Origin of the sequence: Vibrio intestinalis (genome assembly GCF_025195085.2) — a bacterium.
GTDB classification, from domain to species: domain Bacteria; phylum Pseudomonadota; class Gammaproteobacteria; order Enterobacterales; family Vibrionaceae; genus Vibrio; species Vibrio intestinalis.
On the sequence record NZ_JANAVY020000003.1, the window covers coordinates 347,169 to 364,480 of the forward strand.

A 17,312-nucleotide genomic window follows, 5' to 3' on the forward strand; every position below is an offset into this window, starting at 1 on the left:
AGAGTTAAAGTGCTTCTGAGTCCATTTCACCAGTACGGATGCGAACCGCTTGGCTTAAGTCATACACGAAGATCTTACCGTCACCGATTTTTCCGGTGTGAGCGGCTTTGCTGACTGCGTCGATGACGCGATCCACATTCTCCGCTTGTGTGGCGATCTCCAGTTTCACTTTTGGTAAGAAATCCACTTGATACTCTGCTCCACGATAGAGTTCTGTGTGGCCTTTCTGGCGACCAAATCCTTTCACTTCTGATACGGTCATCCCTTCGATACCCACATCAGCCAGTGCTTCACGTACATCATCCAATTTGAATGGTTTGATTATGGCGTTGATTAGTTTCATTGCGTCCTCTCTCAAAGCTCTCGTTGTTTTCTCCTTACAATCCAATTGGCGTGCCAGTTTTTTAATTGACTGTTTTATAAAGAACATTCGTAATTTTCATCTTTGTCGCACAAAAAAAGCGCACCAACCTGGTGCGCTTATTCCCAACTTTAAAGCATTCTATGAGCCGTGCTCACTCATGGTGCTAAAAGCGTTTCACGAACGCCTGCCACTGCTCAAGCAGATCGACAAAATCTTCCATTCCGCAGCTTGCAGTACTCTCGCTTTGGTACAAATCAAACTCGCTATCGGCATCGAGTTCGCTATCGTGAGAGAGAACATTCTCCTCAATAACCACTTCGTCACCACACACAGTGAGCGAGATTTCACGGCCAATACGCTTATACTCTTGCACCGCGTTTTGCTTTGCTTGATCCAGTAAATCAAACACTTCAGCAATAGCTTGCGCATTGGTACCCAATTCTTCCTGAACCCAACGTCCCACGATTTCATGCCCCATCGAGCAATGGCAATAATAATTGCCTTCTAAGGTGTTCTTTTTAAATTCGTAGTCCATCTTTTTCTCTACGGATGTATTTTCTCGGTGCTATTATCGGCCAATTATCGGCAACACTCCAACGAATCTTCTATGCAGTTAAATGAGACTATCGCCCGTCAGATCGTCGAGCGCACCATGAAAATCATTCCTCACTCCATAAACGTTATGGACGATAAAGGCCGAATCATCGGCTCTGGCGACCGTGCTCGATTGCAACAAAAGCATGAAGGCGCCGTGCTGGCGATTGCCGAACATCGCGTGGTTGAAATTGACGAAGCGACCGCTCAACACCTTAAAGGGGTAAAGCCGGGGATCAACTTACCGATCATCTACCTTGATCAAGTCATAGGGGTAATTGGCATTTCCGGCACACCGGAACAAGTGCAGCACTACGGTGAATTGGTCAAAATGACGGCTGAACTGATCGTTGAACAAGCGGCATTGATGTCACAGGTAGAATGGAACAAGCGCCACCGTGAAGAACTGGTATTGCAGCTTATCCAAGGTGCCAAACTCAATGACTCACAGCTTGGCACTATTGCAGAAAGATTAGAATTAGATCTAAGCCGCCCTAGAATTGCGGCAGTAGTAAAAGTGATACCCGATAAAGATCAATCGTTCTCGCTTGAGCACCTTCAACAATTAGTCCACTTATTGGAATACCCAGAGCGAGATAATCTGGTTGGCATTCTCTCAGTGTCAAAGAATGAAGTGGTGGTATTAAAACCGATCTCTTTCACTGACTCTGGTTGGTCTAAGAAAGCGGAAACAAAACGCATCAATCAGTTACTGACTCGGGTTAAAAAACTCAGTAATTTCTCAATTAAGATCGCTCTTGGCGAGTACTTCTCTGGGGTTGATGGCTTAGCAAAATCTTACGAAACCGCGCAGTTAACCATGCAATCGGTCACCAACCAATCAGGGGAAGTGTTCTTCTATCAAGACCATAAATTGCCGGTGTTGATGAGTTCTATTTTGAGTGAACCGTGGAAAGCGGAGCAACTTCGCCAACCTTATGATTTATTGAAACAATATGACACTAAGGGAATATTAGTCCGCACTCTTAGTGAGTATTTTGTACAAAATTGTGACGCATGTCAGACTTGCCAAAAACTGCATATTCATAGAAATACTCTCAGATATCGACTGGAAAAAATAGAACAACTAACATCATTAAATATCAGCAACTTAAATGATATTTTACAACTATATCTAGCCATTAATTTGTTCAACTCAAATTAGACAATTTGTGCATTTGCACAAGAACAAACTCTATTCGCTGCGTTTATTTGTCACAACGGCTAAAGACGCTTTTTACTTCAATCCCTATATTTGGCGAAAAATTATTCTTACAACTTTTCTTTTGGAAATAGAACATGATTGAAGTCTCTACTCTCGGCGCTCTCGCAGCGCTCGTCGTCGCGATAGCATTAATTCTAAAAAAAGTGCCACCAGCGTATGGCATGATCATCGGCGCACTTGTCGGTGGTGTCGTAGGCGGTGTATCCCTAACCGATACCGTTGGTCTAATGATTGGCGGTGCTCAAGGCATCGTAACCGCAGTATTACGTATCTTAGCTGCGGGTGTTCTTGCTGGTGTGTTAATTGAATCTGGCGCGGCAACCTCGATTGCTGAAACCATTGTTAAGAAAGTGGGTGAAACTCGCGCCCTACTTGCACTCGCACTCGCAACCATGATTCTAACTGCGGTTGGTGTGTTTGTTGACGTAGCGGTTATCACTGTATCTCCTATTGCGCTAGCAATTGCTCGCCGCGCAGACATTTCTAAAACAGCGATTTTGTTAGCGATGGTTGGCGGCGGTAAAGCGGGTAACGTCATGTCACCAAACCCAAATGCGATTGCAGCAGCAGATGCTTTTGATGTTCCGCTAACGTCTGTAATGGCAGCCGGTGTTGTACCAGGCCTGTGCGGTCTTATCTTGGCTTACTTCATCGCTAAGCGCTTAGTAAACAAAGGCACTAAAGTAGCTGAGTGTGAAGTTGTCGCGGTGGATCACAGCAAGCTACCAACCTTTACAGCTGCAATCATCGCACCTCTAGTGGCGATTGCCCTACTCGCACTGCGCCCAATCGCTGGCATCAACGTTGACCCACTGATTGCCCTGCCACTTGGTGGTCTAATTGGTGCGGTGGTCATGGGCCGCTTTAAAGACTCTAACCACTTTGCAGTATCTGGCCTTAGCCGTATGGCACCTGTAGCGGTAATGCTACTGGGTACAGGTACACTTGCAGGTATCATCGCAAACTCAGGTCTAAAAGATGGCCTAATCGATATTCTGACCGCTTCTGGTTTGCCTTCTTACCTACTAGCTCCTATCTCTGGTGCAATGATGTCACTGGCGACTGCATCGACAACAGCAGGTACAGCCGTTGCCTCTAACGTATTTAGCCACACTATTCTTGAGCTTGGTGTACCAGCGCTTGCGGGTGCGGCAATGATTCACTCTGGCGCAACTGTGCTAGACCACATGCCACACGGTAGCTTCTTCCATGCAACAGGTGGTGCGGTGCACATGGATATCCGTGAGCGTCTTAAACTTATTCCTTACGAATCAGCGGTTGGCTTAATGATCGCATTCGTTTCTGTCATGATGTTTGGTGTATTCGGTCTGTTCGTATAAGGCTCTGAGGTTAAAAATGAAAATTGTAATTGCTCCTGATTCATACAAAGAAAGCTTAACAGCAATGGAAGTCGCGACTTCCATTGAGAAAGGTTTCAAACAAGTATTACCTCAAGCGGAATACATTAAATTGCCAATGGCTGACGGCGGCGAAGGCACGGTACAGTCATTAGTAGACGCAACTGGCGGTGAAGTGATTAGCCACCAAGTGACAGGCCCTCTAGGCCAAGTAGTCGAAGGTTTCTATGGTCTACTAGGTGACGGCAAAACCGCTATCATCGAAATGGCCGCAGCGTCTGGTTTACACCTTGTTGAGCCAGAGCTTCGTAACCCACTACTGACGACCACTTACGGTACTGGCGAGCTGATTCTTGCGGTATTAGATCGCGGTGTAGAACACATCATTGTCGGCATTGGCGGCAGTGCAACGAACGATGGTGGCTTAGGTATGGCTCAAGCCTTAGGCATTGATATGCTGGACTCTGCGGGCAGCCCGCTAGGTCATGGCGGCGGTGCTTTGGCTAACCTAGCCACCATTGATACCTCTAAGCTAGATCCTCGTTTGGCAAATGTTCGCTTAGAAGTAGCTTGTGACGTGGATAACCCACTATGTGGTGCAAAAGGGGCTTCTCAAATCTTTGGCCCGCAAAAAGGCGCAACGCCAGAGATGGTTGAGCAGCTCGATAGCAACTTAAGCCATTACGCTGACGTAATGAAAGCGCAGCTAGGTAAAGATGTAAAAGAGATGGCAGGTGCTGGCGCAGCTGGTGGTTTAGGTGCAGCATTACTTGGTTTACTGGATGCAGAACTAAGACCGGGTATCGAAATCGTCATGGACGCAGTAAACCTAAGCGACGTGCTAAAAGATGCTGATCTCGTTATCACCGGTGAAGGACGCATCGACAGACAAACTATTCACGGTAAAACGCCAATCGGTGTTGCACGTTGTGCTAAACAATACGATCTACCTGTGATTGGTATTGCAGGTTGTTTATCAGCTGACTGCGGCGTAGTGCATGACCATGGCATCGACGCTGTCTTCGCAGTCGTCAATCGCTCGGTTGATTTAGCGACCGCACTCAAAGAAGCAGCTGAAAACGTAGAAATCACCGCACGTAACGTTGCTGCCATCTACAAGATGCAGAAGTAAATCGCTGTTCACTGACGTAAAAACAAAAAACCGCTGAATATTCAGCGGTTTTTTATTACTATCAATACTGATTAAGCTGGCTCTTGGAAAATAACCGTGTCTGCTTTTTCAGTGTATTGACCCATACGATGGAAGTTTAGATAACGGTAAGTATCTGCCGCCGTTGCATCAATCTGCTGCGCGTACTGCAGGTACTCTTCCTTAGTTGGAATCTTACCTAAAATCGCACCCACCGCTGCTAATTCAGCAGAGGCTAGATACACATCCGCACCTGTACCTAGGCGGTTCGGGAAGTTACGTGTCGAAGTAGACATCACCGTTGCTTTATCTGCCACGCGAGCTTGGTTACCCATACAGAGTGAACAGCCCGGAGTTTCGATACGAACACCAGCACGACCAAAGATGCCGTAGTAGCCTTCTTCAATCAGTTGGTCTTTATCCATCTTAGTTGGCGGTGCTACCCATAGGCGGGTATCCAATTGACCATTGAACTTCTCAAGCAGTTTACCTGCTGCGCGGAAGTGACCAATGTTCGTCATACAAGAACCGATAAACACTTCATCAATCTTAGTGTTTTGAACTTCAGACAGTAGGCGTGCATCATCAGGGTCATTCGGCGCACACAGAATTGGCTCATCAATATCGGCCAAATCAATTTCAATGATATGCGCGTATTCCGCATCAGCATCCGCTTCCATTAGCTCAGGGTTTGCGACCCAATCTTCCATCGCGGTAATACGACGTTCGATAGTACGACGGTCACCGTAACCTTCAGAAATCATCCACTTCAACATGGTGATGTTCGAGTTAAGGTATTCTTCAATCGACTCTTGAGAAAGCTTAACGGTACAACCTGCAGCAGAGCGCTCTGCTGATGCATCTGACAGCTCAAATGCTTGTTCAACCGTTAGGTGCTCAACGCCTTCAATCTCAAGCACTCGGCCTGAGAATTCGTTGATCTTGCCCGCTTTTTCAACCGTCAGTAGACCTTGTTGAATAGCGTAGTAAGGAATCGCGTGGACTAAATCACGCAGTGTAATGCCTTCTTTCATTTCGCCTTTAAAGCGAACCAAAATTGACTCTGGCATATCCAGTGGCATAACACCGGTTGCCGCTGCGAATGCAACCAAACCTGAACCCGCTGGGAATGAAATACCCAGAGGGAAACGAGTATGAGAGTCACCACCAGTACCAACAGTATCAGGCAGAAGCATGCGGTTTAGCCATGAGTGGATAACACCATCACCCGGGCGAAGTGACACACCGCCACGGTTCATAATGAAGTCAGGTAGCGTATGGTGAGTATTTACATCAACCGGTTTAGGGTATGCAGAGGTGTGACAGAAAGATTGCATCACAAGATCAGCGGAGAAACCAAGACAAGCTAGGTCTTTCAGTTCATCACGCGTCATAGGACCAGTGGTATCCTGAGAACCTACTGTGGTCATTTTTGGCTCACAGTACTGGCCTGCACGAACACCTTCAACACCACACGCTTTACCAACCATCTTCTGAGCTAGTGTATAGCCTTTGCTCGAAGCCGTTGGGTCGATAGGTTTAGCAAAGAGATCTGTCTCTTCTAAACCAAGTGATGTACGAGCGCGGCTCGTTAGACCACGACCGATAATCAGTGGAATACGGCCACCAGCACGTACTTCATCAAGCAGTACTTTACTTAGCTCAAAATTAGAGATTTCCGCATCGCCTTTGCGCACAACACCTTCGTATGGATAGATGTCAATCACATCGCCCATATTCATATCTTGTACGTTCAGTTCAATCGGTAGTGCGCCTGAATCTTCCATCGTGTTGTAGAAGATCGGAGCAATTTTACCGCCTAAACAAATACCGCCTGTACGTTTGTTTGGTACATAAGGGATGTCATCCCCCATGAACCACAGTACAGAGTTAGTCGCTGATTTACGCGAAGAACCCGTACCCACAACATCACCGACATAAGCCAGTGGAATGCCATCTTTTTGCAGCTCTTCAATCTGAGCGATTGGACCAACACTGCCTTGCTCATCTGGGTTGATACCATCACGTTCCATTTTAAGCATCGCTTTTGCGTGCACTGGAATATCAGGGCGAGACCAAGCATCAGGGGCAGGTGACAAATCATCGGTGTTGGTTTCACCGGTAACTTTAAATACTTTAACGGTAATTTTTTCTGCGACTTTTTCTTTCGAAGTAAACCACTCAGCGTCTGCCCAAGATTGCATCACTTGTTGAGCGTATGTATTGCCTGCTTTGGCTTTATCTTCTACATCGTAGAAAGCATCAAACATCAGTAGTGTATGTGATAGGGCTTTTGCTGCGATTGGAGCAAGTAGGTCATCATCTAGAAGGGCAACTAAAGGTTCAATGTTGTAACCACCCTGCATAGTGCCGAGAAGCTCAGCGGCTTTCTCGCGGCTAACCAGAGGTGATTCAACTTCTTGTTTTGCAACTGCCGTTAGAAAACCCGCTTTAACATAAGCGGCTTCATCTACGCCCGGTGGGATTCGATTTTCAAGAAGATCAAGAATAAAGGCTTCTTCACCTTGTGGCGGGGCTTTAAGCAGCTCAACAAGTCCAGCAACCTGTTCAGCATCTAGTGGTTTAGGTACTACTCCTTCAGCAGCACGTTCTTCGACGTGTTTACGGTAGGCTTCAAGCACGACTTATTCCTCTCATTGCGGTCCCTCCTCAATTTATAATTTCTATTAATAAACCTGAGGAGCAACATCCTTGGAAACTTTGGCTCTCCATTGCCACTTTTGTCATTCTTTTTAGACTGATAAACAGCGCCAGAGAGGCCAAACTGTGGGCGGCATGATAGCAAATTTAACGATAAATTAAAATCTCATCATTTTGACCAACATAGCAACTTAAGACTAAAGTCCTATGTATTCAAAAACTAACATGCCTAACAAATAAACTACCAAAAAGGCAATTTGTCTATTTATTTCAATTATTTGAACGTTGTCCCTACGATCAAATAAATTGAATCAAAATCATTCTCGGTACGACCATAAGCCAACATAATAGGCCCAAGCGGCGAATCAATACCCGCAAATAACGAGCCACCAACATACAAAGGCGCGTCATCTAGTTTGATGTCTGGATCTGACCAAACGCCACCATATTCAAGTGAGGCTCCGATATAAAACGGCGAGGTAAACAAGCCGAAATCATTGTCAAACCAACGGTAGCGGTAAACTAGGCTACCAAACGCTTTGTTTTGTCCAACTAAGCTATTTCTCGGAATACCGGATAAATTCAGGAAGCCACCAATCTCTTTGGGATCAATCGGCAAACTCGATTTTTTGCTTTCCATGAAGCCTGTATCGACTGTTGCGACCAAAGTATGGCGATCAACACTGTACGCACCAATAAAGGTCGCTCCGAATTCATAAACAGTATCTTCTTCTTCACTACCTTCAACAAGTAACGAATCGCCAGTAATCTCATCACGTGAGATTAGATAATCCAAATCCAAATAGATGCCGCGAGTTGGCAAACCAAAGCTATCGAGTGTATCAATACGGTAGTTTGCAAATACGCCTAACCTTTTAAAGGCCGCATCGCCTAATGAAGGCAAAGAAGAGAAACCACCATCACCATCAGTGTAGCGGCCACCAATTTTAAACTCTCGCCATAAGGTTTGCTGGTAACCCAATGCGGCTTCTACAACCCATTCAGTATATGTCACAGGTAGAAAGTCCTGCGTTGCTTCTAAAGTTGTATCTTCAAAGCCACTGACAGGCGCATTCCTTTTACGTTTACTGTAGCTAGTGCCAAAGGTAGTGAATGCCTTTTGGCTAGAGAAAAATGGGCTAAACAACTCAGCTTCGAATGCTTTGTCAGTTCCCATTTCAACGTTAGTTCTTAGCTCGGCACCGTGCGAGTTTAAATCGGTAAAGTTAGTGGACACCCCGATGGAATATTGGCTGTCGGTACTAAAGTCATCTTCGAGGAAGAAACGAAAGTTAACGTAGTTTGGTCCCCACGCTTTTTCATTCACATCAACAACCAATACGTCTTCGTCATCGCGCTGTTCGTATTGGTAAGTGATCAATTCAAAACGGTCTAAGGCATAAAGATCTTGTACGCTGCGTTCAATTTCAGCGGTGCTGAGCGTTTGGTTTGCTTCTAAGTTTAAGCGATTATCAAGTAAATCATCGGTGTAGTGAGTGTTGTTATTGATCACGACATCGCTTACCACAATTTCATCACCATAACGTAGCTGCTTACGCGCTTGTTGCTTGCGATCGATGTATTGTTGATATTCCGCGTTGGATACCGATAAAACTGCCAGCTGCTCTTGCGCCTTTAGCGCCACTTGATAACCGGTTTGATAGGCCTCAGGCATACGATCAAACTCTGTGGTTTCCATTTCTCCCACTTCTGGGCGCAGTAAAATATCGCCTTCCGCTAGGGTTTCTGCTTGCTTAGCAGTGCTGCGGCGCACTAGATAATTAGACAGCTGATCGGCCACGGTAAATAGGTCAGTAAAGTCTTCTTCGGTTTTATAGTCAGTACTAATATCAACCGCGATAACAATATCTGCGCCAAGATCACGCGCTACATCGACCGGCATGTTATTGGTGACACCACCGTCCACCAGCAATTGATCGTTAAGTTGATAAGGAGGCAATGCCCCCGGTACTGACATACTGGCCATCATGGCATCAACTAAGAAACCATCACCGATGATCACAGGCTTAAGGTTTACAATGTCTGTCGCCACTGAGCGATAAGGGATCGCTAAATGATCAAATGAACTGAATGCCGGTAGGTTTCCTGAAGTTTCGCGCAAGATTTTCAGCATATTCTGCCCTTGCACAACCCCGCGAGCAGCTTTGATTTCACCCCAACCTAGGCCAAGGTCAGTGGTCAATTGGTAGCGGTCTTCATACTCTTTATCACGCACACGACGCTGGCTGCGATCTACGCGATCGCGGTAGCCGTGGTTCCAATCGACCGTAGTAATAAAGCTTTCAATTTCATCGGCGCTCATGCCTGTGGCATACAAACCACCAACATAGGCTCCCATACTGGTACCGGTGATGTAATCGACTGGAATGCGCATCTCTTCAAGCGCTTTTAGAACACCAATATGCGCGGCACCTTTAGCGCCACCACCAGCTAATACAACCGCAACTTTTGGGCGCTCGGCTTGCGTTTCAGCGATGGCTTCTGCTCGGGCTAAACTCGGTAATGCCACTAAAACTACCATTAACACATGGCAAAGCTTCTTCACGACGAAAATTCCTTTATCGATTACTCTTGAACGGTTTGGGATAGCTACCAACTGAATATATTTTTAAGCCATTGAGCAGGTTGCTTTTCACACTCTTGCTGCAACTTACCATTTTCATCCCAAACTGGCAGCTTAAAATTGTTACTACAATCAAGCTGTAAGTCACCTTTTTCAGTTTTTTCAAACCCTAAAGTGCTGATGCCTTTTGGCCAAGGTAAGCTTAGTTGAGTCGGGATTCGATGCTGCAAATATTCGGCATACACTCGCAAAGCGCCGCTTGATCCGGTCAATTTAGTGGATTTATTATCATCGCGACCAAGCCAAATTGTCGTCACCTCTCGACCATCAATACCAACAAACCAACTGTCGCGAGTATCGTTACTGGTGCCGGTTTTACCCGCCAAAGCTGCCCAAGCAAATTGACTGTTCAAGTAACGGCCCGTACCTTCTGCAACACCGCGTTTCATGGCATACGTGGTTAACCATGCCGCTCGCTGGTCTACCGTTTGTTTTGCCGTTGGCAAAGATTGGAACAATATCTCCCCTTCCATATCGACCACTGAACGCAGTGCAGAAAGTTTGGCTTGTTTACCTGAATTGGTCAGCGTTTGATACATCTGAGCCACTTCAAATGGTGTCAGGGTAAATGAACCAAGGAACATCGATGGCACTGGACGAACCTCATTTCGATCCACGCCCAGCTTTTCTAAGGTATCAACGACATTATCGATACCCAGCTGCATCCCTAGTTGAACCGTTGGAACATTGAGAGATTTCGCCAATGCAATATAGAGCGGTACATCACCACGGAACTTACGATCGTAGTTGCGCGGCGACCATACGTTGCCTTTCGAGCCCTTAAGGCTAATCGGTTTATCATTTAACGTCGTGGCTAAGTTATAACGCTCTGGCTGCTGAAGTGCAGTTAGATACACCGCAGGCTTAGCCAAAGAACCAATTTGACGACTGGCATTCAACGCGCGGTTAAATCCGTCATAGCCTGTGCGTTTTCCCCCAACCATGGCGCGAATTTCCCCACTGTGGCGATCAACGGCAATGGCTGCACCTTCTAATGAGTTACCCGCAACTTTTGCCAACTGCGGGATCTTTTTCTCTATTGCCTTTTCAAGCTGATCTTGTGAAACCGGATCGAGCGAGGTAAACACACGTAGCCCTTTGCCCGACTCATAAGCATCACCAACTTTCTGCTTGAGCTCGATTTTCACCTGTTGGAAATAGGCAGGCTGGCGGCTAGCAATTTGCGGGTTCTTTTGAATATCGAGTGGACGACTGGCCGCTTGATCAAATTCACTGGAGGTCAGTAGACCTTGCTGCATCATCAAACGCAGTACGAGATCACGACGTTTCTGTGCGCGCTCTGGATAACGAACTGGATTGTAATAGGATGGGCCTTTCACCATACCCACTAAGAGCGCAAGCTGATCAATGCGCAGCTCTTGAATTGGCTGACCAAAGTAAAGGCGCGCCGCTAAACCAAAACCATGAATCGCTTCACCGCGGCTTTGACCTAAATAAACTTCGTTTAAATACGCTTCTAAGATTCGATCTTTGTCGTAACGGTAATCCAAAATAAGCGCGATGTAGGCCTCTCGAACTTTACGCCATAAAGTTCGATCACTGTTCAGAAAGAGGTTCTTCGCTAGCTGCTGAGTTAAGGTACTGCCACCTTGAACAGTGCGCCCCGCTTTAAGGTTAACCACCATGGCGCGAGCAATGGCCAATGGTGATACCCCTTCATGCTGATAAAAGTCACGATCTTCAGTCACCAACAGAGCATCGACCATCACCTCAGGGAACTCTTCACGGCGCAAGAATAGCCGCTGCTGATCTTTGTTTTTCTCTAACATGCCGAGCATTTTTGGCTCGATACGCAAGTAACCAAAGTCTTTCTTCGTCTCTAGCGATTGAATACGCTGTAGCCCTGTGTCACTGAAATGCAGCATCACATGACGGTCAGGCTCTGGGCCATCAGTAAACTCAAACGGGCGCCGAATTAGCTCAATTTTGGTTGAAGAAGACGAATATTCCCCAGGGTACTTAGGCTGGCGAACTTTGCGATAGTTGAGCACATCCAGCTCATTACGCACTTCTTTGATACTGATGTTATCACCTGGAGAGAGCGTTAAAATGCGCGCATAGACCACAGTTGGCAGCTCAAAAAGCTGCCCTTCAAATTTCTGCTTAACGATATTATCGAGATAAATACCGACGAATAACAGCACCGCAAAACCGGCCAAAGCGAGCTTCCAGCTAATGCTCCACAATTTTTTCAGCCACGACGATTGTTTGCCCGTACTGCTTTTTTTGGTCGATTTAGCACGAGGGCGCTTAGTCGTTTTTTTCGCTGGCGTCTTACGTGTGGTTTTGGTCGTTTTCTTAGTCATTACTTGTCTTATTATCTAATTTAGTTCGTTATCTGGCTGATTAGCTTTTATTAAACTGACGTTTCGTTTTACTGGTCGCTTCGTGATTAGCAGGATCATCAGGCCAGACGTGCTTAGGATAACGACCTTTCATCTCTTTTTTAACTTCCACATAAGCTCCTGACCAAAAACTTGCAAGGTCACTGGTCAGCTGCAGTGGCCTTTGTGCTGGCGACAACAACTCTACCACTACTGTCTGGCTGCCTTGTGCGACAGTTGGCGAAGTTTTCTCCCCAAACATCTCCTGCATGCGTACAGAAAGCACTGGCGATTGCCCTACTTGATAACGAATTCTCTTGTTGCTGCCCGTCTGCACTTGATAATGGGTAGGTAGCCATTGGTCTATTTCTTGGCTCAGCGGCCAGCCGAGATAAGCATTCAATGCTTCTGTCAGATTGACTTTATTGAGAGATTTAACCGAACTAACCCCAACCAAATACGGTGCTAGCCAATCTTCTAAATCATCCACTAACGCTTGCTCTTGCATGTTTGGCCATGCTTGTTCTGGCAACCATTCACTCGCACAACGAATACGAGTCAGCAGCTCATTGGCGCTTTCCGTCCAGTTCAAACAGCTCAAACCTTTACGACGAACATAGTTGATCAGCGCCTCTGTCATCTTTTCAGCTGGTGGATTCGGCAAAGCTTTACGCTCAACAATCAAACGTCCCCAAAGCGTGCGCTGCTCCGCGACTAAACGGCCTTTATGTTCATCCCAGTCAGCCACCTCTTGCTCGGTGAACAGCTCCGGCAACTCAGTTTGCAAATCAGCAATATCAAGCGAGACTGCCAAATTAAGTAAGGATGAATCAGAACGGCCACGCATTAAATCAATCGCAATCAAGTAATCTTGGTCGGCCATAGGGTCATCTTGCCTTGCTTCAACACCATGACCATTAGCTAAGATGAACTTACCTTGTTGGGAGCTGCCTTGCTGCACGCTACCATGAAGAACGGAACGACTCTGTGCCAACCGATCTGGATAAGCCAAAGCCAGCACTAAACCTACTAGCGATTCATTAACCTTGTTGGCTTTAAACGGTGAATCAAGCTTCTGTCCTAATGCTTGAGCACGGCGATTTACAACGCTCTGTTTACTGTGCTTACCTTGTTTAAAACGATGCACACTGTGCAGCAAATCAGACACATTGCGCTCAGGCTCTTCAATTAAAGCGGCAACAATAATGGCTGTATCTAACCAACCAGAATGCTGCTTAGCGTGCATCAGCATCGCAACAGAACGAGGCTCCCCACCCAATTGCTGCGCTTGTTGGCCTAACTGAGTGAGCTGATGATTGTCATCCATCAAACCAAGGCGCTGCAAAAGCTGCCTTGCTTGATTTAAACCCTGCGCTGGCGGCACATCTAACCAACACAGATCCGCTGGATTCACACAGCCCCACTGCGCTAGTTCCATAGCAAGGCCAGACAAATCAGAATGATTAATCTCCGCACTCGGCACCATAGGTTGTTGGTTTAATTGGCTTTCACTGTATAAGCGTACGCAGATGCCCTCTTCAATACGCCCAGCACGACCCGCGCGCTGCTCCGCTGAAGATTGCGCAATACGCACCTGTTCTAACTTGGTGACACCTGTTTTTAAATCGAACTTCGCAACTCGCTCTAGGCCTGAGTCGACCACAATACGAATGCCTTCAATGGTCAACGACGTTTCCGCAATATTGGTCGCCAATACCACTTTACGACGGCCTTGCTGAGCGGGCTGAATGGCTTGTTGTTGCTGCTTAAAATCTAACTGACCATGCAAAGGGCAAATATCTACATCGCTTGCCAGTTGAGTTAGCCTGTCTTGCACTTGATTAATACTGCCAACACCGGGTAGAAAAGCGAGTAACGAACCAGATTCTTGGTTCATAAGTGAGGTAATTTGTCTTGCCATTACATCGACAAAAAAATCATTAGGTTTAAGTGGTAGATAACGTTTCTCTACCGCAAAGGCGCGCCCTTCAGATTCGACATAGTTCGCTTCTGGCATCAAGCTCAGTAAAGCATGCTGATCTAAAGTGGCTGACATCACGATGAGTTTAAGATCGTCACGCAGCGCTTCTTGAATCTCCAAACTCAGCGCCAAAGCAGTATCAGCATGTATGCTGCGCTCATGAAACTCATCGAAAATGATCATATCGACACCAGAAAGCTCCGGATCGGTCTGGATCATTCTGGTCATGACCCCTTCAGTGACAATCTCTAATTGAGTATTGGCGCTGACCTTATTTTCGCCACGTACGCGGTAACCCACGCGCTGCCCGACGTCTTCACCCAACTGCTGCGCCAAATAACGAGCAATGTTTCTCGCGGCCAAGCGGCGCGGCTCAAGCATAATTATTTTGCCCGTGACGACTTTTTCTAACAGCAGTTGCAACGGGAAATATGTCGATTTACCGGCTCCGGGCGCCGCTTTAACAATCAGTTGGTTATGAGAGCGAACACCTGACAACAGCTCAGGTAACACAGCTTGAATGGGCAGTTGTGACAAAGGAAAGGCCTTGTGATGTAATGATGGCCACATTGTATAGAAGAATCTTAGTCAGACCAAAATGAAGTTCGAACCAGAGCTACAACCCGCTACGCTTATTAAACGCTATAAACGCTTTCTTGCCGATATTACCTTGTCTGATGGCAGCGAACGCACCATTCACTGTGCTAACACTGGCGCCATGACAGGTTGCGCCATAGAGGGAGATACGGTGTGGTTTTCCACTTCCGATAACCTCAAGCGTAAATACCCCAACAGCTGGGAGTTGACCGAAACACAAGCTGGGCATCGTATATGTATTAACACCGCACGGGCCAACCACTTAGCGGTCGAAGGTATCGAGCAAGGTGTAATTTCTGAATTACAAGACTATGCTCAACTGCGAACTGAAGTGAAATATGGCCAAGAAAATAGTCGAATTGATATCTTGCTCAGCGATGAATCAAAGCCAACATGCTATATAGAAGTAAAGAGCGTCACCTTGCTAGATGAGCAAGCGCAGCAAGGCCAAGGCTACTTTCCTGACACAGTGACCACTCGAGGACAAAAACACCTACGTGAATTGGCAGAAATGGCTAAAAATGGAAACAGAGCGGTACTTTTATTCATTGTTTTGCATTCGGGTATTGAAAAAGTTTCTCCAGCGCACCATATAGACGCCAAATATTCACAATTACTGAAAACCGCGATTGAACAAGGAGTGGAAGTCCTGTGCTACAAGGCAGAACTTTCCCAATGTGAGATGAAACTCGTAAAGGCTGTTGATTTTTGTTATCAAAGTTAAAAAATGATGCCGTCTTCACATTGACAATAACTTTACTCAACAGTATTTGCCTCCTAAAGTTCTTTTTGCTATAGATACCCGCCTTAAAATTAACTGCTCAAGCAGTTGACTAGGTGTTAGTAGGAGATGCTGCATGCCAGAATCGAAGAAAAAAGCGCTAGGCATCCTAGCCATTGCAGGTGTTGAACCGTATCAACAGAAAGCAGGTGAAGAGTACATGTCACCTGAAATGTTGGAACATTTCAAAAAGATTTTAACCGCTTGGCGCGACCAGCTCAGGGAAGAAGTAGAGCGTACTGTCCACCATATGCAGGACGAAGCAGCTAACTTTCCAGATCCCGTTGACCGTGCTTCGCAAGAAGAAGAATTTAGCTTAGAGTTGCGTAACCGTGACCGCGAGCGTCGCTTGATCAAAAAGATTGAGAAGACACTAACTAAAATCGAAGAAGACGATTTCGGCTTCTGCGAATCTTGTGGTGTTGAAATCGGCATTCGTCGTCTAGAAGCGCGTCCAACCGCTGACCTTTGTATCGACTGTAAAACTCTTGCAGAGATCAAAGAAAGACAGATGCAAGGTTAATCACAACCTGCAAATCGAGAAAAGGGAGCATATTGCTCCCTTTTTTAATTTTATGATTTAGCTTTCTGGCGAAACTCTGTTTTTCGTTATAATAGCCCATCAACCTACTTAACCCACATTCACTATGAGTTACATTGGTCGCTTTGCCCCATCACCTTCTGGCCCACTGCATTTTGGCTCGCTTGTCGCCGCCTTAGGTAGCTACTTCCAAGCTAAATCTCAACAAGGCCAATGGCTAGTCCGTATTGAAGACCTCGATCCACCGCGAGAAATGGCGGGCGCGTCAGAGCTGATTTTAAACACACTAGAAGCGTACCAATTACATTGGGATGGCGAAGTGGTCTACCAAAGCCAACGTCACGGGTTATATCAACAGCAAATAGAACAATGGTTACAACAAGGCCAAGCTTATTACTGCCAATGCACCCGTAAAGCGATTAAAGCGTCTGGCGGGTTTTACCTTGGCACATGCCGAAATGAGAAGCTTGCAGGTAACGAACCCTACGCGATTCGCCTAAAGATGACTCATCCTGTGTATCACTTTGATGATCAGAAGCATGGTCAACTGGCGATTCCGAAAGCGTTGGCAGATGAAGATTTTATTATAAAACGCCGCGATGGCTTATTTGCGTATAACCTTGCGGTAGTATTAGACGATATTGATCAAGACGTGACTGAAGTAGTGCGCGGCGCAGATCTGATTGAGCCAACTGGTCGACAAATTAGTTTGTACCAAATGCTTGGCCATCAACCAGTTAGCTACTTACATTTGCCACTTGCATTAGATGAGCATGGCAATAAGCTATCCAAGCAAAATCATGCTCCTGCGATTGATAACAACAACCCTAAGCCTGCTTTAATTGAGGCCATGCGCTTTCTTGGCTTTGAAATGAGCAGTGATATTTGCCAAGCCTCATTAGCGGAAATCATCGCTTGGGGAGTGAGTAATTGGCAGATAAAGCAGTTACCTAATTCAACCGAGATCACACCAAGATTCTCAAATCGGCCTTGTTAGGCTATTATTAGCCGCAAATTCGCCTCTGAGCGTTAGAATTTAATGGAAGCAAAGCGGGATTTTAAAACCTGATT

General features: G+C 46.2%; 12 protein-coding genes. 6 read left to right on the forward strand and 6 right to left on the reverse strand.

The window, feature by feature from the left end:
• Positions 1–4 precede the first annotated feature (4 nt).
• Both glnK and MU515_RS07925 read right to left on the reverse strand, forming a co-directional pair.
• Positions 5–343, reverse strand: a complete 339-nt coding sequence (gene glnK, locus MU515_RS07920; RefSeq protein WP_260259881.1) for a P-II family nitrogen regulator — start codon at positions 341–343, stop codon at positions 5–7.
• Positions 344–527: 184 nt separating this feature from the next.
• The gene (locus MU515_RS07925; protein WP_260259882.1) at positions 528–899 is read right to left on the reverse strand and encodes a YacL family protein; all 372 of its coding nucleotides are present in this window, start codon (positions 897–899) and stop codon (positions 528–530) included.
• A 72-nt stretch (positions 900–971) separates the two neighbouring features.
• On the opposite strand from MU515_RS07925, the gene MU515_RS07930 reads away from it, so the two are divergent.
• From MU515_RS07930 to MU515_RS07940, 3 genes are all read left to right on the forward strand, one after another.
• A complete protein-coding gene (locus MU515_RS07930) occupies positions 972–2,123 on the forward strand; it encodes a sugar diacid recognition domain-containing protein (protein ID WP_260259883.1) in 1,152 nt (383 codons plus the stop codon).
• Between the two features lie 134 nt (positions 2,124–2,257).
• Complete coding sequence (locus MU515_RS07935; protein ID WP_260259884.1) at positions 2,258–3,523, forward strand: GntP family permease; 1,266 nt, start codon at positions 2,258–2,260, stop codon at positions 3,521–3,523.
• Positions 3,524–3,539: 16 nt separating this feature from the next.
• Complete coding sequence (locus MU515_RS07940) at positions 3,540–4,673, forward strand: glycerate kinase (RefSeq protein ID WP_260259885.1); 1,134 nt, start codon at positions 3,540–3,542, stop codon at positions 4,671–4,673.
• Between the two features lie 71 nt (positions 4,674–4,744).
• On the opposite strand, the gene acnB is transcribed toward MU515_RS07940, so the two are convergent.
• The 4 genes from acnB to hrpB form a co-directional block, all read right to left on the reverse strand.
• Positions 4,745–7,333 (reverse strand): bifunctional aconitate hydratase 2/2-methylisocitrate dehydratase, encoded by a 2,589-nt coding sequence (gene acnB, locus MU515_RS07945; RefSeq protein WP_260259886.1) that lies wholly within the window; start codon positions 7,331–7,333, stop codon positions 4,745–4,747.
• A 293-nt stretch (positions 7,334–7,626) separates the two neighbouring features.
• Positions 7,627–9,918 (reverse strand): patatin-like phospholipase family protein, encoded by a 2,292-nt coding sequence (locus tag MU515_RS07950; RefSeq protein WP_432816137.1) that lies wholly within the window; start codon positions 9,916–9,918, stop codon positions 7,627–7,629.
• A gap of 44 nt (positions 9,919–9,962) precedes the next feature.
• The gene (gene mrcB, locus MU515_RS07955; RefSeq protein ID WP_260259887.1) at positions 9,963–12,323 is read right to left on the reverse strand and encodes a penicillin-binding protein 1B; all 2,361 of its coding nucleotides are present in this window, start codon (positions 12,321–12,323) and stop codon (positions 9,963–9,965) included.
• Between the two features lie 40 nt (positions 12,324–12,363).
• Entirely contained in the window at positions 12,364–14,892 is a 2,529-nt protein-coding gene (gene hrpB, locus MU515_RS07960) for an ATP-dependent helicase HrpB (RefSeq protein WP_260259888.1), read from the reverse strand.
• Positions 14,893–14,920: 28 nt separating this feature from the next.
• Between hrpB and sfsA the strand changes: the two genes are divergently transcribed.
• From sfsA to gluQRS, 3 genes are all read left to right on the forward strand, one after another.
• Positions 14,921–15,643 (forward strand): DNA/RNA nuclease SfsA, encoded by a 723-nt coding sequence (gene sfsA, locus MU515_RS07965; RefSeq protein ID WP_260259889.1) that lies wholly within the window; start codon positions 14,921–14,923, stop codon positions 15,641–15,643.
• A 133-nt stretch (positions 15,644–15,776) separates the two neighbouring features.
• Positions 15,777–16,223, forward strand: coding sequence for an RNA polymerase-binding protein DksA (dksA, locus tag MU515_RS07970; protein ID WP_260259890.1), 447 nt, complete (start codon positions 15,777–15,779; stop codon positions 16,221–16,223).
• A 124-nt stretch (positions 16,224–16,347) separates the two neighbouring features.
• Entirely contained in the window at positions 16,348–17,238 is an 891-nt protein-coding gene (gluQRS, locus tag MU515_RS07975) for a tRNA glutamyl-Q(34) synthetase GluQRS (protein WP_260259891.1), read from the forward strand.
• The last annotated feature ends 74 nt before the right edge of the window (positions 17,239–17,312 follow it).